This is a genomic window from Dietzia sp. JS16-p6b, from assembly GCF_003052165.1.
Lineage (GTDB): Bacteria > Actinomycetota > Actinomycetes > Mycobacteriales > Mycobacteriaceae > Dietzia.
In genome coordinates, this window is record NZ_CP024869.1 from 3,406,296 (window position 1) to 3,428,484 (window position 22,189).

The window sequence follows — 22,189 nt, forward strand, 5'->3', positions numbered from 1 at the left end:
GACCGGGACATGGCGGGGCTGCGTCCGGGGTGCGCCTGTGACGGTCCCGGTCGTGATCGCCAACGCACTCGTCCAGGCGTTGCTGACAGTCGGCGATCCGGCCCCCGAGGCCGGGTGGGGATTCGCTCTCCGCGTGACGGTCTCGGGGGTGGCGATGATCGTCGCACTCTGGATGGTCGTCGGCGCGACTGCTACCGCGGTCCGCCCCGACGAGAGGTTCTCTGCGCCTCCGGTGCGGCTCCTGGCCGGTTCCGCGCTGGCGGTCCTGCTCGGAGTCCTCGCCGGAGTGCTCTCACCGATCCTGCCGATCGTCATCGCGTCAGCGGCGCTGCCCCTACTGTCGACGCTGGCCGTGACGCCGAGGGGGGCCGCGCGTCACACTCTCGCGCACTCCCCCGGCCGGGCCGCCCTCGCCCTCCTCGTGACCGTGCTGGTGCTCCTCGTCAACTGGATCGTGGCTCTGATCCTCGGCTTCTTCGTCACCGGGCCTGTTTCCGCAGCGCTGACGTGGGTGGTCTTCGGTGTGAGCGCGACGCTTCTCGCCGCCTGGTGGGCCACGGTGCATCGCCGGGCCGCGGGCGCCTGAGCCGGATTCGGGCGACGTCACCACACGCGGCCACATGGCCGGCACCGATCCCGGATCGCGGCGTGATCGGGGTGCCCTCCCCCTTCCCGGCAGTGTCGCTTTACACTCCGTTCATCAGTGATACATGCCACACCAAGTCCGGGGGGACCGTGCTACTTCGTCGAACCGCGATGTGCGCTACCGCACTCGCCAGCGCTCTCGCGATGACCATCGGGGGTGGCGCCGTGGCCGCACCCGTCGCCTCGGCCCAGGGCTCGTCCAACGATCCTGCTCCCGCGTTCTACCAGCCGCCGGCCCAGTTGCCCGCCGGCCCGGGTGCGCTCGTCAAGACCGAGGCGTTCCCGCTCGCCGGTGCCATCCCTCCGATTCCCGGGGCGGAGTTCGTCTCCGACGCTGCCGGGCCCATCTCGACCGACGCCCAGCGGATCATGTACACCTCCGTCGGATCGAGAAACCAGAAGATCGCGGTGACCGGGACCTACCTCCAGCCCCGCGCCCCATGGGCGGGCCCGGGACCGCGGCCGCTCGCGGTGCTCGCGCCGGGGACCCAGGGGATGGCCGACCACTGCGCGCCGTCGAAGACCTTCCAGAATCTGGCCAACGTCCGCACGGACCCGCCCGGTGTCGGTTTCGGTTACGAGATCATCCAGGCCTACGCGTTCCTGGCCCGCGGTTACGCGGTCGCGATGACCGACTTCGAGGGACTGGGCACGCCCGGCCTGCACTCCTACGTCAACCGCGAGGCCTCGGCCCGCGCGGTGCTGGACCTCGCCCGGACCGCCCCGCAGATCCCGGGCGCGGACATCGGCCCCTCGCCGCGCACCGTGTTCTCCGGCTACTCGCAGGGCGGCGGCGCGGTGGCGGCAGCGGCCGAACTGCACCCGCAGTACGCGCCCGAAGTGAACCTGGTGGGTACCGCGGCCGGCTCCCCGCCGGCCGACCTCCTGGCCACGCTCGAGTGGTCCGACGGGTCGGCGATCGCCGGGGTGATCGGCTATGCGCTCAACGGCCTGGTCGACGCCTATCCGGAGATGGGCGGGCTGCTCGACGCCTATCTCAACGACGAGGGCCGGGCGATGCTCGCCGCCACCTCGCACCAGTGCATCGGCGAGACCGCCATCCAGTTCTTCCAGCAACGCACCAACCGCTACACGACGTCCGGCCAGTCGGCCGGTGAGATCGCCAGGCAGGATCCGGCCATCATGAGCTACCTGGAGCGCGAGCGCATCGGTCGCCTGACGCCCAGCACTCCGGTCCGGATCCTGTCCCCGATGAACGACGACATCGTGCCCGGCCACCAGTCGCAGCAGCTCGGCCGGGACTGGTGTGCGCAGGGGGCCGCGGTCGAGATGGTCATCGACCACGCCCCGCCGGTGGCCACGGGATTCGCCCTCAACCACGCGGTACCGATGCTCTCCGGCCTCGGCGACACGGTGCAGTACCTGGCCGACCGGCTCGACGGCGTGCCGCCGCCGGTCAACTGCGGGACGTACTGAGCTGTCGAGCCGACGCCCCAGCCGCCTCATCCGGGTCCCGCAAGTAGGTTGCGCAAGCGGCTTGTAGAATCACGCGGGTGACCGACCAGCCCCACGCCCCGGCCAGCCCAGTCCCCGGCAGCCCCGCGCCCACCGACCCGACCGCACTGGCCACAGACCTGCGTGAGGCCCTCCGGCCGCTGTGGCGACGGTTCGCCGAGCACCGGACGCTGTCGATGGGAAAGGTCGGGATCCTCGCCCGACTCGACCGCCTCGGCGCCCTCACCGCCACCGACCTCGCCGCACACGAACGGATCAGCCACCAGGCGGTGGCGGGTGCGGTGCGCGAACTCGAGGCGATGGGGCTGGTCTCCCGGAATCCCGACCCCTCCGACGGACGTCGGGTCCTGGTAAGCCTCACCGGGTCCGGCCGCACCCGTCTGGTCGCCGAGCGCTCGGCCGGGCAGGAATGGCTGATCCGCGCCGTCACAGACGAGCTCAGCGAATCCGATCGCGCCACCCTCGCGGCGGCAGTTCCGCTGCTCGTCAGGCTGGACACCGAGGGCCCCGGGTGACCACGACAGGCCGCGCACCCGCGCCCCGCTGGTTCTTGCAGGCCCTCGTCTACGCCGGGCTCACCAGCTCGATCGTCAGCTCCCTGGGCATGCTGCTCGTCCCGTCGGTCGCAGGCGAGTTCGACATCACCGTCAGCGCCGCGCAATGGATGCTCACCGTCAACCTGCTGGTGGGCGCCGTCGCCACCCCGATCATGGGCCGCTTGGCGGACGGCCCTCACACCCGGCGGTTGCTCCTGGCGTCGCTGGCGGTGATCTTCACGGGGTCGGTCATCGCCACCGTCGCCACGAACTTCACCGTGTTCCTCCTGGGCCGAGCGCTGCAGGGCCTGCTCTACGGGACGGTCCCGGTCACCATCGCGCTGGCCCGCCGGCACCTGAGCTACTCGCGATCCCAACCGGCCATCTCGACGCTGTCGGTCACGGTCTCCGTGGGGATGGGACTGGGATACCCGCTCACCGGCCTGCTCGCCGCGGGCTTCGGCCACCGGTCCGCGTTCGCCTTCGCCGCCGTGTTCGTCGCCACCGCGGCAGCCGGGGTGTGGCGGTTCGTGCCCGCCGGACCCGATCCACTCGCGCCCCGGACCCCGCTCGACCTGCCCGGAGCGATCCTGTTGGGCGTCGGCCTGACCACCCTGCTGCTGTGGATCTCCGAGGCCCAGAGCTGGGGATGGGTCTCGCCGCGCGCCGCGGGGACGCTCGCGGTGTCGGTGGCCGCCCTCACGGGGTGGGCCGTGCACAGTGTGCGGACGCGGCACCCGCTCATCAACCTGCGCGTGGTGCGCCGTCCCGAGGTCCTGCTGGCCAACGCCACCGCGATCGGGCTGGGCACCGCTCTGTACATCGGCTTGTCGATCGCGAGCCTGGTGGCCCAGGCTCCGAGCGGAACCGGTTTCGGTCTCGCCGTCCCGCTCATGTGGGCGGGTTTCCTGATGGCACCGCTGTCCGTGGGCAGCCTCCTGGCCAACCGGGCGGTCCGCGCGCTCTCCCGTCGGGTCGACATCGCGGCCTTCCTCCCCGTGGGAGCCACTGTGATGACCGCGGCCTCTGTGCTGCTGTGGGCTGCGCACGGGGACTTCCTCACGCTCGCCGTCGGGATGTTCCTCTTCGGCGCGGGGATCGGTTCCGGGTACGCCGCCATGCCCGCGTTGATCGCCCGGAGTGTCGCCGTGGACCAGCTCGGTAGCGCCGTGAGCTTCAACCAGGTCCTACGCACGGTCGGCGGCGCAGTGGGCGCCGCACTGTCCGCCGCCGCGCTCGCCGCGCACCCGTCGGACTCGACCTTCCCCACCGACGAGGGCATCACCATGGCGTTCGGCGTGGGCGTGCTGTGTTGCGGCGCGGTGATGGTGGCGTTGACGTGGCACGCGGTCGTGTCGCGACGGCGAGGTGGTCCATCCCACCGCACTCGGCGGTGACCGGAGATAGCGTCACGGGTGTGCGCGCATTGACTTGGGGCCCTGTCGCCGCGGTGACGCTCGTCCACCTGATCGCGCTGGCGCTCGGGGCCGGGGCGGCCGCCGCCTGGTCCCAGGTGCTGCTCATGCCCGCGTTGGCGGTGGTGCTGCTCGGACTCCCGTCCGACGACCGCGGCCCCGCCTGGCCCTGGGCCCTGGGCGCGCTGGCCGCCAGCTGGGTCGGGGACTCGTTGCCGAGAGTCCTTCCCGCAGACGCCCGGTTCCTGGCGATGGTCGGCGGGTTCGCCGTGGCGCAGGGGCTGTGGATCGTCGCGTTCACCCGTGTGGATCGGGGCCGCTCGCCGTTCGCATGGACGCTGCTGCTCATCGTGGTCGCCGTCGCGCTGCTGATGGTGACCGTTCCCGAGGCCGGCCTCCTCGCCCCGGCCGTGGTGGTCTACGGACTGCTGCTGCTCACCGTGGCGTGGCTCGCGTCCAGCCACGGGTGGGTCGGAGCGCTCGGCGCCGCACTGTTCGTGGTGTCCGACGGCCTGATCGCGCTGGGCGCGTTCCGGCCCGAGCTCGTGGACTGGGCGAACCGCGATCTCATGGTGATGGCCACCTATGTCGGCGCCCAGGCCCTGTTCGTGATCGTCATCCTGCTCACGCGCTCTCCCGACCGCGCCTTCGGCCGCGCACCCCGCCGCGGCACGCGTGTCCGCTCATCACGCGGCCGGCATCCGCGCTAGCGCCCGCGAGGTCCCCGTGCTCGCGCTCGGGACCATGCACCCCGGCCCGCGCAGTGGTGCGCGCGTGCGTCCAACGTCGGGAGCGAGCGGGCAGGCGCGGGAGCGAGCGGGCAGGCGCGGGAGCGGATGCAGCGGCAGCCCGGTGGGCCGGTGCGACGGTGAGCCATTGAGCCCGCTGAGCCCGCTGAGGGGGTGGATTCGCCGGGGTGACGCCTCACCAGGTGATGCGTTCGGGGCGGGCGTCGGCCAGGACCTCCTCGCGGTCCTCGGGGAGCAGGAACCCCTCCTCGATGAGGCGGTCCGTGGCCGCGCGGTACGCCGCCAGATACTGCTCGCGGCCCGTCTGCGTCCCACCGGCGCGCCCGCCACCGGGCCACCGCTCCCGCAGAACCTCGTCGGGCAGCTCGACGGTCCGCCCCAGAAGCATGCACAGCGGCTGCGCCTCGGGATGGGGCACGCCGGTGAGGTGTTCCACCGGGGCCTCCACGACGGGGGTCCGAACGCCGCCCCGGCCGGTGCCGAACTCGTCGGGGACGACCTCGCCGTCGTCGGTCTCCACCGGCGGCGCGGCCGGCGGGCGCGCACCACCGGCGACCCACGACACCAGATGCCTCAGGGCGGCGCGGAGGACGAAGACCTGCTGGCCGCTGTTGACCGGGCCGCGGCAATCGACGAACTGCGCGAAGTCACCCAGTTGGTAGAGGTCCGCGTGGGCCTGTCCTGCGATCTCCCAGGACATCACGGACCTGGAATCGGGCTGGCGGGCGGGCAGCGACGCGATCCGACCCATGAGGTCCCCCTCTGCCTGGACCACCATCACGGGAACGTCCACGTCCTCTCGGATCGTTGCCGGTCCGCGGCCGAGGGCGGCGACGATGTCACTCCCGCGGCCACGGTCGTCGAAGGGCAGATATCCGGCTCCACGGCTGTGGAGGAGGAATCCGTCGAACACCCCGGCCCGCGGATGGACCCCGTTGACGTACGAGGTCAGCGCGAACGCCGACTGTGACTCGCCCACCGCGATCACCGACCGCGCGCGCAGGCCCGCCAGCGGCCCGTCCGCGTCCGGCTCGCGGGCATGGCGCCCCACCTGCGTGACGATGTCGTAGGCGTACGCGTCGCCGGGATGGTGCAGGTCCGCGTAGCGCTCGGGCCGCTGGGTCCGCAGGCCCGCCGTCCGCCCTCCGAGACCCACGGCCGCGTCCCCGCCCTCGACCGCGATGAACTGCGCAGAGACCCCGACCCAGGCGTGCCCCGCCCGCAGGATCTCCTCCGCCAGATACGTGTAGTCCGGCGCGGCATCCTGGCCACCGCTGACGTTGAGCCACTCGACCAGCACCACGCCGCTGAACGAGTCCGGCCGCGGTCGACGCACCAGGACGCGGGTCGCGAACGGTGCGGAATCAGCCTCTGTCAGCTCGAAACGCCCGTCGCGCGGCGTCGAGACCGGCGCGTAGGAGACCGCCTCGCCGCGACACGCCCACTCCGACTCGCCGAACCCGGCCGCCGCCAGATCCGGGGCCGCGCGCCCGGACATCGGCGGGAAGGCCTTACCCTCGGTCAACTCTGCGAACGTGGCTCGCGGGGATCGCTCCATGGACCGATTGTGCCTCCCGTCGCCACGCACGGTCCGCGGTTCGTCGACCCTGAGCCCGCTCGGTACGGGACCCTGAGCCCGCTCGGTACGGTGGGAGCACTCGGTGGTGACCTCCCACGCCGCCCGATCAGGAGAGTGCCGTGACCGATCAGGACTCCCCCTCACACGCGCTGGACCGGGCCGTCGCGCTCCGACGCGTCCACGACGACCTGGTCCGGGGCCGCACCGTCGACGCATGGGCCAACATGGTCGGGCCGTTCGGTGGGACGACCGCGGCGACCATGCTGCAGGCGGTCCTGCAGCACCCGGCGCGGCACGGCGACCCGCTCGCCCTGACGGTGAACTACGCGGGCCCGGTCGCCGAGGGGGAGTTCGAGATCGAGGCCAGGCCCACCCGGACGAACCGGTCCAACCAGCACTGGTGGCTCGAGATGCGCCAGGGCGACCAGGTGGTCACCACCGCCACCGCGATCACCGCACTGCGCCGGGAGACCTGGTCGGAGACCGAGGCCACGGCGCCGATGGTCCCGGTGCCGGAGGACCTGACCCCGGCCGCGGCGGACCGCGGGGTCAGGTGGGTGGACAACTACGACATGCGGTTCGTCACGGGGCCGTGGCAGTCGGTCGAGAACGGGGACGCGACCCCGGAGTCGACCACCACGATGTGGATCCGGGATTCGCCGTCCCGCCCCCTCGACCACGTCGCGCTCACCGCGATGTGCGACTCGTTCTTCCCGAGGTCGTTCCTCCGACTCGGCCGGCCCGTCCCCGCGGGCACGGTCACGCTGACGATCCACTATCTGGCCACCCCGGACGAGATCGCGGCCCAGGGCACGGACTTCATCTTGGGCAGCGTCCACGCCCACCGGTTCCACGGCAACTACCACGACGAGTCGGCGCGGCTGTGGAGCCGGGATGGCAGGCTGCTCGCCACGAGCAACCAACTCATGTATTTCAAGTCCTGAGTACCGCGGGCCGGAGGAGGACCCAGCACATGTCGACCACTCGCAACCACACCACCCACGAGGTCCTCAACCAGGCGCCGCCGCGCGTGGACGTGGACGAGTTCGCGCTCAATCCCGCCCTCCGGGAGGCCGTGGGAGTCTTCGCGCCCGACGCGGTTACCGACCGATTCCACGAGATCGGCCGACACGTGGGAACCGGGCAGTACCAGCACGACGCGGAGCTGGCCAACACCCTGCCGCCGGTGCACCACGCCCACGACCGGTGGGGCAACCGGGTGGACGAGATCGAGTTCCACCCCTCGTACCACCGGATCATGGACTACTCGGTGTCCCGAGGCCTCCACACCTCGGCGTGGGCCGACCCCGGCCCGGGCGCGAACGTCGAGCGGGCGGCGGGGTTCATGCTGGTCTCGCAGATCGAGGCCGGCCACGGCTGCCCCCTGTCCATGACTCACGCAGTGATGCCGTCCCTCCGGCTCAACCCCGGGTTGGCCGCGGAATGGGAACCGGCGCTCCTGTCCACCGTCTACGACCCCGAATTGCGCGATCCGGCGACCAAGTCGGGAGTCCTGTTCGGTATGGCGATGACCGAGAAGCAGGGCGGTTCGGATGTCCGGGCCAACACCACCACTGCCACCCCGGTCGGGGACGGCCTGCACGTGCTGCGCGGCCACAAGTGGTTCTGCTCGGCCCCGCAGTCGGACGCCTTCCTGGTGCTGGCGCAGGCGCCGGAGGGTCTGAGCTGCTTCCTCGTCCCCCGCGTCCTCCCCGGCGGCGAGCGCAACCCCTTCCTGGTCCAGCGCCTCAAGGACAAGCTGGGCAACAAGTCCAACGCCTCGTCCGAGGTGGAGTTCGACGGCACCCTGGGCTGGATGGTCGGCGAGCCCGGCCGCGGGGTGCGCACGATCATCGAGATGGTCGGCCGCACTCGACTGGACTGCGTCCTGGGGTCGACCGCGGGCATGCGTCAGGGCGTGGCCGAGGCCGCATGGCACGCCCGACACAGAGCCGCGTTCGGCGCGACCCTGGTGGACCAGCCGGCCATGGCCGCCGTCCTGGCGGACCTCCAGCTCGAAGCGGAGGCCGCCACCTGGACTGCGACCCGCCTGGCAGCGGCCTATGACGACGACGAGTCCGCCGCGTACCGGCGGCTCGCCACCGCGGTCGCAAAGTACTGGACGTGCAAGCGCGGACCCAACCACGCCTACGAGTCGCTGGAATGCCTGGGCGGCAACGGCTACACCGAGGCGTTCCCGCTGGCCCGCCGCTACCGCGAGCAGCCGGTGCTGGCGGTGTGGGAGGGCTCGGGCAACGTCATCGCGCTCGATGTCCTGCGCGCGATGGCCCGCGAGCCCGAGTCGGTGGCCGCCTTCGAGGCCGAGCTGGCCGCCCAGACCGGGCGCCACGAGGTGTTCGACCGGCACGTCGAGCGTGTTCGCGGGCTGATCGGGCGGGCGGCCTCCGATCCCGCCGCGGCCCCCGCGATCGCCCGGCGCCTCGTCGAGGCCATGGCCCTGGGCCAGCAGGGCGCGGTCCTGCTCGCCCACGCCCCGGCAGCGGTCGCCGAGGCGTTCTGCCTGGCCAGGCTCGGTGATGATCGCTCGGCCGAGTACGGCGCGCTTCCCGACGGGGTGGACGTGGCGGCACTGGTCGCCCGCGCCTGAGTACCGCATCTGCCACCACCGCGTTACCGCCACGGCGGGGAGAAACGAAACCGCCAGTTTCGCTATTCGGCTGACAGTCGCGTGAGAGAGGTCACAGACTGGAGGGACCCCGACAAAGAGGTGCACTATGTCAATCGACGGCGATCCACGTGACCCGGTCTACCGGCCGGGCCCGGCCCCCCTCCGCTCCCACCTGCCGATCCTGGGCGGGACCCTCGAGTACGTCGAGAATCCACTGGCCACGATGGCCCGCCGGTACCGCGACCACGGGCCGGTCTCCGAACTGAGCTTCCTCGGCTCCACCTGGACCGCGCTGCTCGGCCCCGACGCGTGCCAGATCGCCCTGCAGAACGCCGACAAGGCGTTCGCCAACGGCCCCGGCTGGGGATACCTCGTCGGCCCGTTCTTCGACCGCGGGCTGATGCTGCTGGACTTCGCCGAGCACCACCACTACCGGCACCTCATGCAGGAGGCGTTCACCCGCCCCCGGCTCGAGGGATACGCCCGTACCCTGGCCCCGCTGGTCGAGCGCGGGATCTCGAGCTGGACCCCCGATCGGGCGTTCGAGATCTATCCCGCCCTCAAGTCGCACACGCTCGATCTGGCCACCGAGGTGTTCATGGGCGGCGCCGAATACGCCCGACCCGGGGAGATCGAGCGGGTCAACATCGCGTTCGTGGACTGCGTGCAGGCCGCCAACGGCTACATCCGCTCGACCGCTCCCCTGCCGTTCACCAAGTGGGGTCGCGCGACCCGCGGCCGGCGTCTGCTGGAGGAGTTCCTCCGGCGTCACCTGCCCGCCCGCCGTGCCGACCCCGGCGAGGACCTGTTCTCGGCCCTGTGTCAGGTGGCCGACGCCTCCGGCGGGATCGACGACGACGACATCATCAACCAGATGATCTTCCTGCTGATGGCCGCGCACGACACCACGACCAGCACCGTGACCTCGATGGTCTACGAACTCGGGCGCGATCGGGAGTGGCAGGAGCGCTGTCGGAGACAGTGTCTGGAACTGGGCCCCTCGCCGACCCTCGCCGAGCTGGAGGGCCTCACCGACCTGGACCTGGTGATGAAGGAGACGCTGCGGCTGCACCCGCCGGTGCCGGTACTGGCGCGCCGGGCGGTCAAGGACACCGAGGTGCTCGGCGTGGCGATCCCCGAGGGCCGGCTCGTCTCGGTGATGCCGCTCCTGTCGCACCACATGCCCGAGTACTGGACCGACCCGGAGATCTTCGACCCCGAGCGGTTCACCGAGGGCAGGCGCGAGGACAAGTCACACCGCTACGCCTGGGAGCCCTTCGGCGGCGGGGTCCACAAGTGCCTCGGCATGATCTTCGCCAACCTCGAGTCCAAGCTCGTCCTCAGCGCGCTGCTGCGGCACTTCGAGTGGTCCGTGCCGCTGGACTACGTCCCGCCCATGAAGAACGACTCGCTGCCGTTCCCCGGGGACGGGCTCCCGGTATCCCTGCGGCCGCTCACGCCGGTCCGCGCCGGCTGAGCCGACCTGGCCGATTCGACCGCCCCGCGCGGGACCCGCCCGCCGCACTCGCCGCGACCCGCGAACCGCGCCCACCCTCGCGACCCGCCGAGTGGTCACAAACATCGAGATTCCGGGACGGTCTCCTGGGAGAACGTGAGCGGGTGTGACCACGCGGCGGGAGTGGGCTACTTCTCCAGCGCGTTGACCACGGTGAGCTCGCCGTCGGAGTGCGAGACGCGGATGCGCTTCTTGTCGAGCTTGCCGACGGAGGTCTTGGGGATCTCGTCGACGAACGCAAACTTCTCCGGCACCTGCCACTTGGCCATCCGGCTCTCGAGGTGCGAGCGCAGATCCTCGACGTCAGGATCGGCCACCCCCTCCTTGACCACGATGGTGGCCAGCGGACGCTCGTCCCACTTGGGGTCGGGGATGCCGATCACGGCCGCCTCGGCCACGGCCGGGTGCTCGAGGAGGTAGTTCTCCACCTCGACAGAGGAGATCCACTCGCCGCCGGACTTGATGATGTCCTTGGCTCGGTCCGTCAGCTGCAGGAACCCCTCGGGACGGATGTAGCCGACGTCGCCGGTGCGGAGCCAGCCGTCATCGAAGGAGTCCGAGCTGTCGACCTTGTAGTAGCTGCCCGTGATCCACGGTCCACGCACCTCGAGTTCACCGACGGACTCGCCGTCCCAGGGCATTTCCTGACCGGCGTCGTCGACGATCCGCGCCTTGACCCCCGCGATGAACCGGCCCTGCGTGGTGCGCAGTTCGAACTGCGTCTCCTCCGGCAGGTCCGCCTTCGGCCGCGACAGGGTGCCGAGGGGCGAGGTCTCCGTCATGCCCCACGCGTGGATGATGTCGATCCCGTAGTTCTCCTTGAACTTGCGGATCAGCGCGGGCGGGCAGGAGCTGCCGCCCACCACGACGGCGCGGAAGCTCGACATGTCGATGGGGTGATCGACCGAGTAGGCGTCGACGGCCTGCCAGATCGTGGGGACGGCGGCGGCCAGCGTCGGACGCTCGGAGGCGATCATCGCGGCCAGCGGCTCCGGCTGGAGGAAGCGCTCGGGCATGAGCAGCGACGCGCCCACCAGGAACGCCGCGTACGGCAGGCCCCACGACATCGCGTGGAACATGGGGACGATCGCCAGCACGTTGTCGTCGAGCGAGATGTCCATCCCGTCCGACATGCAGACCTGCATCGAGTGCAGGTAGATGGACCGGTGCGAGTAGACGACGCCCTTCGGATCACCCGTGGTGCCCGAGGTGTAACACATCGCGGCGCCGGAGTTCTCGTCGACCTCGGGCCACTCGAACTCGGCAGGTTGTGCGGCCAGCAGCTCCTCGTAGTCGTGCACCTGCACGCCCTCCGGGGCCTCGAGGTTCGCCGCGCCGCCACCGGTGACGATCACGTGCTCGACCGTCGAGAACCGCGGCAGCAGGGGCTGCAGGAGCGGGATCAGACTGGGGTCGACGATCACGACCTTGTCCTCGGCGTGGTTGGCCACGAACTCGAGCTGGTCGGGGAACAGCCGGATGTTCAGGGGGTGGAGTACCGCGCCCATCGACGGGATGGCCAGGTACGCCTCCATGTGCTCGGAGTTGTTCCACTGGAAGGTCGCGACGCGCTGATCCGCGTCGATCCCCAGCGTCCGCAGGGCGTTGGCCAGCTGCGCGGCGCGCCGGCCCAGCTCCCCGAACGTGATCTTGCGGGGGCCCTGATCGGTCCAGGTGGTGATGACCGCGTCCGCGTGGACGGTCGCGCCGAACGTCAGGATGGTGCTGATGTTCAGCTGTTCCGGCTGCATGGTGCTGCGCATGCGAGGGGCTCCTGTTCAGGGGGTGTCGGGTATCAGGGGGTGTCAGGGGTCACTTCTGGACGCGACCCTACCTGTCGTCCACCGCGTCGAAGACCTCCTGGACCGTCTTCATGGCCGAGAGGGCCGCCGGCGCACCGCAGTATCCCGAGGCGTGGATGACGGCCTCGGTGATCTCCTCGCGGGTGAGGCCGTTCGTCAGCCCTCCGCGCACGTGGCCGGCCAACTCGGCGTTCGCCCGCAACGCCACGAGCATGCCGATGTTCAGCAGGCTCCGGTCCCGCCGTCCGAGCCCCGGGCGGGACCAGATGTTGCCCCACACGTTCTCGGTGACCACGTGCTGGATGGCCTCGGACGCGGTGCCCTCGGCCCGGCCCATCGCGCGGTCCACGAAGTCGTCGCCCATCACCTCACGTCGGATCGCGAATCCCCGGGCCCGCGGATCCTCGGCCGTAGGCCCCTCGCCTGAACCTGTCGTCGTCATCTGGTGATCCTTCCCGTCGGTGCGTGGCCGCCGCCGTGTAGCCGCCGCCGTGTAGCCGCCGCTGTGTAACCGCCGCTGTGTGACGCCCGGCGTGTCCGGGCGCGGTCACGGCCCATCCTGCCGTCGACCCGGTGGTCGGATACCCTCGGAGGGTCCGGCTCCCTGCCGGACACCCGTGGTACCCGGCGGAAGTCGGTGTGAGTCCGACGCTGTCCGCGCAACTGTGATCCCGCCCCGGGCGGGCGAGCCAGGTCGGCCGGGACCGCGGAACCGTACGAACTGACCTCGCACGAAGGGCGGTTGCGTGCCGTGGCGTCCGCGCCGCAGCCGAGCTGCACTCGTCCGGGCGACCACCGGAGGATGCCATGACCGAGTCCCGAGCGCGGGCCCTGCCCGGATCCCGCTCCCTGTTCGCCGCCGTCCTCACCGTCGTGGCACTGGTCGCCTCGGCGTGTTCCGGTGCCGATGACGACGGCACCACCGCCGCCACGGACCCCGGCGACGGCGGGCCCGGCGCGATCGTCTCGCTCAGCCCCACCACCACCGAGATGCTGTACGCCGTGGGTGCCGGCGACCGGGTTGTCGCGGTGGACGAGCGATCGGACTTCCCGCCCGACGCCCCGGTCACCGACCTGTCGGGATACACCCCGAACCTCGAGGCGATCCTCGGGTACCAACCGGACCTCGTCGTGGCCACGGATGACACCGGCGACATCGTGTCCGGGCTCGAGCGGTCCGGGGTCGAGGTCCTGCTCCTCCCCGCCGCCCGGACCCTGGACGACACCTTCTCCCAGATCGAGCAGGTGGGCGCCGCCACCGGGACCGTCGGCGAGGCCGCCGAGCTGGTCTCCCGGATGCGGGGCGAGATCGACGAGATCGTGGCGTCGGTCCCGGAGCGTGAGACCCCACTGACCTACTTCCACGAGCTCGACGACACCTACTACACCGTCACCGACGACACCTACATCGGCGAGGTGTACTCCCTGCTCGGGCTGACCTCGATCGCGACCGGTGACGACGCCTATCCGCAGCTGTCGGAGGAGCTGATCCTGGAGTCGGACCCGGACCTGGTGATGCTCGCCGACGGCCAGTGCTGCGGGATCACGCCGGAGGTCGTGGCCGGGCGGCCCGGGTGGAGCGAGCTCGGCGCGGTCAGGCAGGGCCGGGTCTTCGTGGTCGACGAGGACCTGGCCAGCCGGTGGGGGCCGCGCGTGGTGGACTTCATGCGCGAGGTGGCCGGCATCGTGGCGACCGTCCCCGAGAGGGAACCCGCCTCGTGACCCGCGGGTCGCCCCGCCACGCCCTGGTGCTGGGCGGAGCGACACTGGTGCTACTCCTGGCGCTGCTGGCGGGCACGCTCGTCGGGCCGGCCGGGTTGACCCCGCGCGGGGTGTTGCTCGAGCTGGTCGGCCAGCTGCCGTTCGTGCACGTCGACTCGGGGCTGACGCCCCGCCAACAGGTGATCCTGTGGGAGATCCGGATCCCCCGGGTCGCGCTCGGGGGGATCGTCGGCGCGATGCTGGCGATCGCCGGCGCCACGTATCAGGGCGTGTTCCGCAACCCGCTCGCCGACCCCTACCTCCTGGGGGTGTCCAGCGGCGCCGGGCTGGGCGCCACACTGGCGATCGTCCTCGGCGGCGCCGCGGGGTCGGCGATGGTGCCGCCGGCGGCGTTCGTCGGCGGCATGATCGCGGTGATGGCCACTTACGCCCTGGGCCGCGGTGTCGGCGGCGGGCGGACCGAGGTCGTGATCATCCTCGCCGGCGTCGCTGTCGCCGCGTTCGCCAGCGCCGTCCAGACCTTCTTCATGCAGCGCAACGACGAGACCCTGCGGCAGGTGTACTCGTGGATGCTCGGCCGGCTCACGACCAGCGGGTGGGCCGAGGTGCGGACAGTGCTGCCGTACGTCGTCGTCTCGGTCGTGGTGATCGCCCTTCACCGGCGCACTCTCGACGTGATGTCCGTGGGCGACGTCGAGGCCTCCACCCTCGGCATCGCCCCGGCCCGGGTGAGGCTGGTGCTGATCAGCGTCGCCACGCTGGGCACGGCGGCGGTCGTGTCGGTGAGCGGCCTCATCGGATTCGTCGGCATCGTGATCCCCCACGCCGTCCGCATGGTGATCGGCCCCGGCCATCGCTTACTCCTACCGCTGTCGCTGCTGGTGGGGGCCGCCTTCCTGGTCCTCGCCGACCTCGTCGCCCGCACCGCGATGAGCCCGGGCGAGCTGCCGATCGGGGTCGTCACCGCCGCGATCGGCGCGCCGTTCTTCCTGTTCGTGTTGCGCCGCAGCCGGGGGATCATATGACCGCCATCCCGGATTCGACGACGGCGCTGTCCTGCCGCGGCCTCCACGTGGCCCGGGACGGTGTGCCGGTTCTGCACGGGATCGACCTCGCCGTGCCGACCGGGTCGTGGGTCTCCCTGGTCGGGCCGAACGGGTCGGGCAAGACCACGTTGCTCTACGCCCTGGCGGGGCTCGTCCCGTCCCGGGGCGAGGTGCGGGTCATGGGTCTGGCGACGCGACGAGCCGGTCGCCGGCCGGTCGCCCGGATGGTGGCGCTGATGCCGCAGCGCCCGGTGGTCCCGGAGGGCGTGAGCGCACGAGAGCTGATCCGGCTGGGCCGCACTCCCCACGTCCCCCGCTTCGGGACCGAGACGCCCCACGACCACAGCATCGTGGAGAGCGTGATCGACCGACTGGCACTGCACGACCTGGCCCCGCGCGTCGCCACCACGCTGTCCGGGGGCGAGCTGCAGCGGGTGGTCCTGGCGCGGGCCCTGGCCCAGGAGCCCCGCGTGTTGCTATTGGACGAGCCGACGAGCGCTCTCGACATCGGGCACCAACAACAGGTCCTCGACCTGGTGGACTCGATGCGCCGCGAGAGCGGACTCACCGTGGTGGCTGCCATGCACGACCTCACCTCCGCCGCACACTACGGCGAACGCGTGGTCATGGTGGACCATGGCCGCCTGGTCGCCGACGGCACCGGCGAGGAGGTGCTCACCGTCGAGCGACTGGCCGAGGTGTACGACGCCCGGGTCGAGGTCCTCGACCGCCCCGACGGCCGCGCCGTCCTGCCGCTCCGCGAGCCGGGGGCCTGATGGAGATCGTGTTGCTGGGCACGGGCGCGGCCGATGGGTGGCCCAACCCGTTCTGTCGCTGCGACTCCTGCCTCGACGCCCTGCGCCGCGAGGACGTGCGCGGGCAGACCGCCGCGCTGATCGACGACGAGATGATGATCGACTGCGGACCCGAGGTACCGGGCGCCGCGTCTCGTCACGGCCGGACGCTCGCGGGGGTGGCTCATCTGCTCCTCACCCACGCCCATTCGGACCACCTCGGTCCCCAGGCCTTGCTCTCCCGCTCCTGGGTGGCCGGGACCGGCGAGCTCGAGGTGATCGGCCCCTCCGGCGCACTCGAGGTGTGCAGGCCCTGGGTCGGCCCCGGGGACCCGGTGCGGTTCGTTCCGGTGGTGGCCGGGGACCGAATCGTCGCGGGCGGGTACGACGTGCGCGTCCTGCCCGCCGGCCACCGGGTCTTCGACGACGGCGACGCGGTGCTCTACGACGTGACCGGTCCCGACGGCGCCCGCGTGTTGTGGGCCACCGACACCGGCCCGTGGCCCGCCGGGTGGTTCGCGGCCGTCCGGGGGGCGGGATACGACGCGGTGTTCCTCGAGGAGACCCTGGGCGATCGCGAGGAGATCTCGGACGCCCACCTCGGGCTGGGGAGGTTCGGCGAGATGGTCCGGTCGCTGCGGTCCGTCGAGGCCGTCACGGACCATACCGAGGTCGTGGCCGTACACCTCGGTCACCACAACCCGCCGCTCGGCCGGCTGGTCCCGCGGCTGCGCGAACACGGGGCCAGGCCGGGCGTGGACGGCGAGGTGGTCAGCTGCGGGCCGCCCCGCCGGTCCGCGGCCGGATGTCGTCCGGGTCGGACATCGCGCTAGTCGGTCACCGCCTGACCCGGGGTCGTCCGGAACTCGTGACCGGCCCCCTTCTCGAACAGGTCGAAGGCCTCGTCCATCACCGTGTCCCGTTCGTCTTCCCCACCGCCCGGCTCGCCCCCGGGCGGCTGGTGCCGGAGGACCGACGCGCCCGCCGCGAGGCCCAGGTCGACGATCACGCGGACGCGGAAAGGACTCAGATGCGGGGCCCGGCGCTGCACGGCCGCGTACAACGGATCGAGCACGTTGGCGGCGCAGCTCCGCTCCCCGGTGCGCAGCAGCAGCATGACCTGCTCTCCGACCACGAGAAGGTTCTCCGCCGCGACGATGTCGTCCTGCGATCGTCCGTGGGACTCCCGGAATATCGACCGCAGGACATCGAGCGGCGACATCCCCGCCGGCGCCCCGTCCACCCGACGGACCCACTCGGCGACCTGCTCGCGCAGGAAGTGCAGGAACGCGTCCTCGCGGTGGGCGAAGTAGTTGTGGAACGTGCGGGTGGAGACCCCGGCGCGCTCGGCGATCGCGGACACCGTCGCCCCGTCCAGCCCCTCGGCGACCAGGAGTTCGACCGCGGCCACCGAGAGGCGGGTGAGGGTGTCGGCCTTCTTCCGCGCGCGCAGGTCAGCCATCGGACCGCGTCCCGGCATCACCGCCGGCTGCGTCACCGGGCAGCTCGTGCCTGCCCGGCCCCGGACTCTGATCGACAACGGTCTCGGCGGAGTGCCGTCCGGCGGCCACCGCGGCCTCGGTGCCGGCACGGTCGTCGTCTCCGCTCCCCGGCTCCCCGGCGGTCTCACGGGCGGAGCCCTGTTCGGCCTCGAGCGCCGATCCCTCCACGTCGACCGCGGGCAGGATCCTGTCCAGCCACCGCGGCAGGCCCCAGGCCCGTTCGCCGAGGAGGAACATCACCGCCGGGATGATCGTCATGCGCACCACGAAGGCGTCGAACAGGACGGCGATCGCCAGCGCGAAGCCCATCACCTTGATGAACTGCTCGTCGATCGTCATGAATGCGGCGAAGACGCTGATCATGATCAGCGCGGCGGCGGTGACGACGCGGGCCCCGTGCTTGAAGCCGTTGGACACCGCGTTGTGCGCGGTCTTACCGTGCACCCACCCCTCGCGCATGCGGGTGACGAGGAAGACCTGGTAGTCCATCGCCAGGCCGAACACGATGCCGATGAGCATGATCGGCAGGAAGCTGATGACCGGCTGCGGGTCGGAGATGATCCCCAGCCAGCCCTCCTGCCAGATGGCCACGGTGATGCCGAAGGTCGCCGCGACCGACAGGCTGAAGCCCAGCGCCGCGATCAGCGGCACCCAGATCGACCGGAACACCAGCATGAGCAGGATGAACGCGAGGGCCAGCACGATGGCGATGTACGGGATGAGGACCTCGGTGAGTCGTTCGGAGATGTCCTCGTAGATCGGGCTGACGCCGGTGACGGAGTAGGTCCCCCCGGTCTGCTGCTCGAAGTCGGCGGCTCCGGCCCGGATCTCGGCGAGGACGTCCGCGGCCCGCTCGTCGGTGGCCCCGTACTCCGGTGTGATGAGGACCTGGGCCGCGTCACCCGCCTCGTTGGTCTCGATGATCTGGGCGTTCTGGACGCCGTCGAGTGCCTGGATGTCCGCCGCCGCGGTGGCCCACGCCGCCGGACGGTCCTCCTCGGGCACCTGGAGGGTGTCCACGAGGGCGATCATGGGCGCGTTGCGACCGGGACCGAACGCCTCGTCCGTCATGTCGTACGCCGTGCGGTTCGGGGTACCAGGGGCCATCGTGCCGTCCGACGGCATGGCCAGCCGCAGTTGCGTGGCGGGCAGCGCCAGCAGGATGAGCAGCAGGATCCCGGCGGTGGCGAAGAGGACGGGACGGGCGCGGATACGGCGGACCCAGGTCAGTCCCATCGTCGGGTTCTCGTCCTCCGGGTCGGGCGCCCTGACGCCCTTGACCCGGGCCGCGAAGAGCCGGATCCCGACGGCGCCGAGAATGGCGGGCAGCAGTGTGATGGCGACCAGGACGGCGATGGCGACTGTCGCGGCTGCGGACAGCGCCATCGCGGTGAGGAACGGGATGTTGATGATGGACAGGGCCGAGAGGGCGACCAGGACGGTGAGCCCGGCGAAGACCACCGCGGAGCCTGCCTTACCTACCGCCAACCCGGCCAGGTGCGCGCGCGTGGGCGCGTCGATGCTCCTGAGCTTCGCGGCGAGTTCCGCGGGCTCGAGATCGTTGCCGCCGATGTGTTTGACCAGCTCGGTGCGGAAGCGGGAGACGATGAACAGCGCGTAGTCGATGCCCACCGCGAGGCCGATCATGGACGCCAGCGTCGGCGTCATGGTGTTGATCGTGTCCGTGAAGGCCGTGGCGGCGAAGATGCCCGCGATGCCGATCCCCACGCCGATGACCCCGGTGAGCAGCGGCATCCCCGCGGCGATCACCGAACCGAAGGTGATGAGCAGGATCACCGCGGCCACGGCGATGCCGATGAGCTCGCCGATGGCGCTGATCTCCGAGAGTTGGAAAGCGTTGCCGGAGTAGGCGATGGTCAGGTCACCCTCGTGCGCCGCGACCACGTCGGCGAAGGCCTCGCGGTCCTCGGCGGTGATGTCCATGGTCGTGTCCGCGTCGAACTGGATCTGGACGGTGCCGGTGGTCTGGTCGGCGCTCAGCGGACTCACCGCCGCGATGTCGGCGTCGATCTGTTCCTGCGGGACCCCCTGGGCGGCCTGGGCCTCGGTGAGCTGCTGCGCCACCCCCTCGGCGGCGATCACCGGGTTGACGATGGCATCGGTGTCGGCGAGGAAGCCCAGCTCCCGCACCTGCCCGAGGAAGTCGTCGACGTCGTCCGTGACCGCCGGATCGACGAGGGTGCTGCCCTCCGGTGCGCGGATGACGATGGTCCCCGTCGGCGCGTCGAGCTGGTCACCCGCCCCGGCGAACCTCTGTTGCATCTCCTCCTGGGTCTCGATCGACTCGAGGCCCGGGATCGAGAAGGTGGTGCTGGTCTGCTGGGACATCGTGGCCGCGGCGGTGCCGACGCCGAGTATCACCAGCACCCAGGCGGCGATGAACCGCCATCTGAAGAGGTAGGCGGTCCGCCCGATGCGGTAGAGGAATGACGCCATGCGCTGGCTCCTGGTGCGTAGGTGCTGGTAGCGATCCTTCGCAGTTTTGCATGAGCGCTGCACGATTGCACAGCCCGTGCAAGAAGGTGTGGCGCAGGACACCCCAGCAAGGCTGTCGCGCCGCCTTGCCGATACCCCCCGGGGTATGTATGGTCGGGGTACACCCACCCGAACCCCGATCGACAAGGAGATCTCGATGCTTCTCGAGCGCATCTACGACGAGGACCTCGCCCAGGCCGGGTACTTCATCGGCTGCCAGGCCAGGAACGAGGCGATGGTGGTGGACGCCCGTCGTGACATCCGCGAGTACCTCGACCTGGCCGACCGTCACGGCATGACCATCACCGCGGTGACCGAGACCCACATCCACGCCGACTACCTCTCCGGCACCCGCGAGCTCGCCGAGGCGACCGGCGCGACCGTCTACGTCTCGGGGGAGGGCGGCGACGACTGGCAGTACGGTTTCGAGGCCGAGCGGCTGCACCACGGGGACCGGCTCACGCTGGGCAACATCACGGTCGAGGCCGTGCACACCCCGGGCCACACCCCGGAGCACCTGTCCTTCCTCGTCACCGACGGCGCCTTCGCTGATACCCCCGGCTACATGCTGACCGGCGACTTCGTCTTCGCCGGCGATCTCGGTCGACCGGATCTGCTCGACGAGGCCGCGGGCGGGATCGACACGCGCTTCGCCGGCGCCACGCAGATCTTCCGCAGCCTGAAGGAGTCGTTCGTCTCCCTGCCCGACCACGTCCAGGTCTTCCCGGGCCACGGCTCCGGCAGCGCCTGCGGCAAGGCCCTCGGTGCACTTCCGTCGACCAGCGTCGGTTACGAGCGTCGCTACGCCTGGTGGGCGGGGTACGTCAGCGACGACGACGAGGAGGGCTTCGTCTCCGAGCTGCTCGACGGCCAGCCGGACGCGCACGCGTACTTCGGTCGGATGAAGCGGCAGAACAAAGAGGGCCCGGCGGTGCTCGGGCCATTGGCCCCCCTGCGCGAGTACGGCATCTCCGAGCTGGCCGACGCGCTGGAGGCGAACGACGTCGTCGTCGTCGACACCCGCGGCCAGGACGAGGTCCACGCCGGCACCGTCCCCGGGGCGCTCAACGTCCCCGGCGTCGACAAGGCCGCCTCCTTCGGCGCCTGGGTCTACGACCCCGAGAAGGAGGACACGCCGATCGTCGTCCTCGCCGAGGGACCCGAGACGGCCGAGACGATGCGGGATCACCTGCTGCGCGTCGGCATCGACACGGTCACCGGTTACACGACCACCTTCGAGGGGCTGCCGATGACGATCCCCGAGATGATCGGACCCGACGAGCTGGCCTCGTACGACGCCGCGATGGTCCTGGACATCCGCAACAAGACCGAGCACGCCGACGGCCACATCCCGGGCTCCGAGCAGCTCAGCGGCGGCCGGGTCCTGTGGAACCTCGACCGGCTGCCGACCGACGGGCCGATCGTCACGTACTGCCAGAGCGGCGTGCGCAACTCGGTCGCGGCCAGCGCCCTCCGCCGCGCCGGCTACCGCGTGGTCGAGCTCGAGGGCAGCTTCGCGGGCTGGTCCGAACGCAACCTCGTCCCCGCCTGAGCGGACCCACCCCACACCCCGGGGGCCGGACCACCCGTCCGGCCCCCGGCTCCGCGGCGACCCGCCGCCACTCCCACTCGACACAGGAAAGGGCTGACACCACCCGATGCTCTCCACCCTCACCAACGCCCCGACCATCGCCCCCGCCGACCTGCGCGACGCGTTGGACTCCGACACCCCGCCCACCGTGATCGACGTGCGAACCGGCGCCGAGTTCTCCGCGCTCCACGTCCGCGGCTCCTACAACGTGCCGCTGCCCCTGCTCGCGGAGCACGGCGAGGAGTTCGCCTCCCGCCTGCCCGGGCAGGTCGTGTTGATCTGCCAGTCGGGCAACCGCGCCCGCCAGGCCGGTGAACGACTCGAGGCCGTGGGGGTCGACCCCGACTCGGTGACCGTCCTCGACGGCGGGATCGCCGCGTTCGAGTCCGCCGGTGGCGAGATCGTCCGCGGAAAGGGCGTCTGGGCGATGGACAGACAGGTCCGGATGGTCGCCGGCTCGCTCGTCCTGGCCGGCGTCACCGCATCCACGCTCGCCTCGCCGAAGTTCGCCTACTTGGCGGGAGCGATCGGCGCCGGGCTCACGTACTCCGCCGCGAGCAACTCCTGCGCCATGGCCGCGGCCCTGGCCCGGATGCCGTGGAACCGCTCGGCCGACGAGCCCGGTCTCGGGTCCGTCCTGGACTCCCTACCCACCCGCCCCTGATCCACCGCGACCCCGGCGCCCCCGCCG

General features: G+C 71.3%; 19 protein-coding genes and 1 riboswitch. Of the genes, 14 read left to right on the forward strand and 5 right to left on the reverse strand.

Annotation, left to right across the window (positions count from 1 at the left end):
• The first annotated feature begins 52 nt into the window (after window positions 1-52).
• The 5 genes from CT688_RS15770 to CT688_RS15790 all read left to right on the forward strand — a co-directional run bounded on the left by CT688_RS15770 (window position 53) and on the right by CT688_RS15790 (window position 4,782).
• On the forward strand, window positions 53-586 hold the full coding sequence (locus CT688_RS15770) for a hypothetical protein (RefSeq protein ID WP_156607291.1): 534 nt from the start codon (window positions 53-55) through the stop codon (window positions 584-586).
• A 203-nt stretch (window positions 587-789) separates the two neighbouring features.
• On the forward strand, window positions 790-2,082 hold the full coding sequence (locus CT688_RS15775) for a lipase family protein (protein WP_107757662.1): 1,293 nt from the start codon (window positions 790-792) through the stop codon (window positions 2,080-2,082).
• Between the two features lie 77 nt (window positions 2,083-2,159).
• Window positions 2,160-2,636, forward strand: coding sequence for a MarR family winged helix-turn-helix transcriptional regulator (locus tag CT688_RS15780; RefSeq protein WP_231750397.1), 477 nt, complete (start codon window positions 2,160-2,162; stop codon window positions 2,634-2,636).
• On the forward strand, window positions 2,633-4,054 hold the full coding sequence (locus CT688_RS15785) for an MFS transporter (RefSeq protein ID WP_107757664.1): 1,422 nt from the start codon (window positions 2,633-2,635) through the stop codon (window positions 4,052-4,054). The genes CT688_RS15780 and CT688_RS15785 overlap by 4 nt, the downstream gene beginning before the upstream one ends.
• Window positions 4,055-4,074: 20 nt before the next feature.
• Window positions 4,075-4,782: a lysoplasmalogenase gene (locus CT688_RS15790; RefSeq protein ID WP_156607293.1), complete on the forward strand. Its 708-nt coding sequence runs from the start codon at window positions 4,075-4,077 to the stop codon at window positions 4,780-4,782.
• Window positions 4,783-4,996: 214 nt separating this feature from the next.
• Here the strand turns inward: CT688_RS15790 and CT688_RS15795 are convergent, their stop codons facing one another.
• Entirely contained in the window at window positions 4,997-6,379 is a 1,383-nt protein-coding gene (locus CT688_RS15795; RefSeq protein WP_231750398.1) for an alpha/beta hydrolase domain-containing protein, read from the reverse strand.
• A 140-nt stretch (window positions 6,380-6,519) separates the two neighbouring features.
• Between CT688_RS15795 and CT688_RS15800 the strand changes: the two genes are divergently transcribed.
• The 3 genes from CT688_RS15800 (at window position 6,520) to CT688_RS15810 (ending at window position 10,506) form a co-directional block, all read left to right on the forward strand.
• Window positions 6,520-7,344, forward strand: a complete 825-nt coding sequence (locus CT688_RS15800) for an acyl-CoA thioesterase II (protein WP_107757666.1) — start codon at window positions 6,520-6,522, stop codon at window positions 7,342-7,344.
• A 29-nt stretch (window positions 7,345-7,373) separates the two neighbouring features.
• Entirely contained in the window at window positions 7,374-9,008 is a 1,635-nt protein-coding gene (locus CT688_RS15805) for an acyl-CoA dehydrogenase family protein (protein ID WP_107757667.1), read from the forward strand.
• Between the two features lie 127 nt (window positions 9,009-9,135).
• Window positions 9,136-10,506 (forward strand): cytochrome P450, encoded by a 1,371-nt coding sequence (locus CT688_RS15810; RefSeq protein ID WP_107757668.1) that lies wholly within the window; start codon window positions 9,136-9,138, stop codon window positions 10,504-10,506.
• A gap of 167 nt (window positions 10,507-10,673) precedes the next feature.
• Here CT688_RS15810 and CT688_RS15815 read toward each other — a convergent pair whose 3' ends face one another.
• Both CT688_RS15815 and CT688_RS15820 read right to left on the reverse strand, forming a co-directional pair.
• Entirely contained in the window at window positions 10,674-12,308 is a 1,635-nt protein-coding gene (locus CT688_RS15815; protein WP_107757669.1) for a long-chain fatty acid--CoA ligase, read from the reverse strand.
• Window positions 12,309-12,375: 67 nt separating this feature from the next.
• On the reverse strand, window positions 12,376-12,789 hold the full coding sequence (locus CT688_RS15820) for a carboxymuconolactone decarboxylase family protein (protein WP_107757670.1): 414 nt from the start codon (window positions 12,787-12,789) through the stop codon (window positions 12,376-12,378).
• Window positions 12,790-12,980: 191 nt separating this feature from the next.
• Window positions 12,981-13,041: riboswitch (cobalamin riboswitch) on the forward strand.
• A gap of 113 nt (window positions 13,042-13,154) precedes the next feature.
• Here CT688_RS15820 and CT688_RS15825 point away from each other — a divergent pair.
• From CT688_RS15825 to CT688_RS15840, 4 genes are read left to right on the forward strand one after another with little or no spacing between them, the layout of a single operon-like run.
• A complete protein-coding gene (locus CT688_RS15825; protein ID WP_107757671.1) occupies window positions 13,155-14,069 on the forward strand; it encodes an ABC transporter substrate-binding protein in 915 nt (304 codons plus the stop codon).
• Complete coding sequence (locus CT688_RS15830) at window positions 14,066-15,094, forward strand: iron ABC transporter permease (protein ID WP_107757672.1); 1,029 nt, start codon at window positions 14,066-14,068, stop codon at window positions 15,092-15,094. Before CT688_RS15825 ends, CT688_RS15830 begins: the two co-directional genes overlap by 4 nt.
• The gene (locus tag CT688_RS15835; protein WP_107757673.1) at window positions 15,091-15,891 is read left to right on the forward strand and encodes an ABC transporter ATP-binding protein; all 801 of its coding nucleotides are present in this window, start codon (window positions 15,091-15,093) and stop codon (window positions 15,889-15,891) included. The genes CT688_RS15830 and CT688_RS15835 overlap by 4 nt, the downstream gene beginning before the upstream one ends.
• Window positions 15,891-16,742, forward strand: coding sequence for an MBL fold metallo-hydrolase (locus tag CT688_RS15840; protein ID WP_107757674.1), 852 nt, complete (start codon window positions 15,891-15,893; stop codon window positions 16,740-16,742). The genes CT688_RS15835 and CT688_RS15840 overlap by 1 nt, the downstream gene beginning before the upstream one ends.
• Here CT688_RS15840 and CT688_RS15845 read toward each other — a convergent pair.
• Window positions 16,739-17,371, reverse strand: coding sequence for a TetR/AcrR family transcriptional regulator (locus CT688_RS15845; protein WP_228549637.1), 633 nt, complete (start codon window positions 17,369-17,371; stop codon window positions 16,739-16,741). The genes CT688_RS15840 and CT688_RS15845 overlap by 4 nt on opposite strands.
• Window positions 17,364-19,868: an MMPL family transporter gene (locus CT688_RS15850; RefSeq protein WP_107757676.1), complete on the reverse strand. Its 2,505-nt coding sequence runs from the start codon at window positions 19,866-19,868 to the stop codon at window positions 17,364-17,366. Before CT688_RS15850 ends, CT688_RS15845 begins: the two co-directional genes overlap by 8 nt.
• A gap of 196 nt (window positions 19,869-20,064) precedes the next feature.
• Between CT688_RS15850 and CT688_RS15855 the strand changes: the two genes are divergently transcribed.
• Together CT688_RS15855 and CT688_RS15860 are read left to right on the forward strand one after the other, a co-directional pair.
• Window positions 20,065-21,459, forward strand: a complete 1,395-nt coding sequence (locus CT688_RS15855; protein WP_107758269.1) for an MBL fold metallo-hydrolase — start codon at window positions 20,065-20,067, stop codon at window positions 21,457-21,459.
• Between the two features lie 106 nt (window positions 21,460-21,565).
• Window positions 21,566-22,162 (forward strand): rhodanese-like domain-containing protein, encoded by a 597-nt coding sequence (locus tag CT688_RS15860; protein WP_107757677.1) that lies wholly within the window; start codon window positions 21,566-21,568, stop codon window positions 22,160-22,162.
• Window positions 22,163-22,189: the final 27 nt, after the last annotated feature.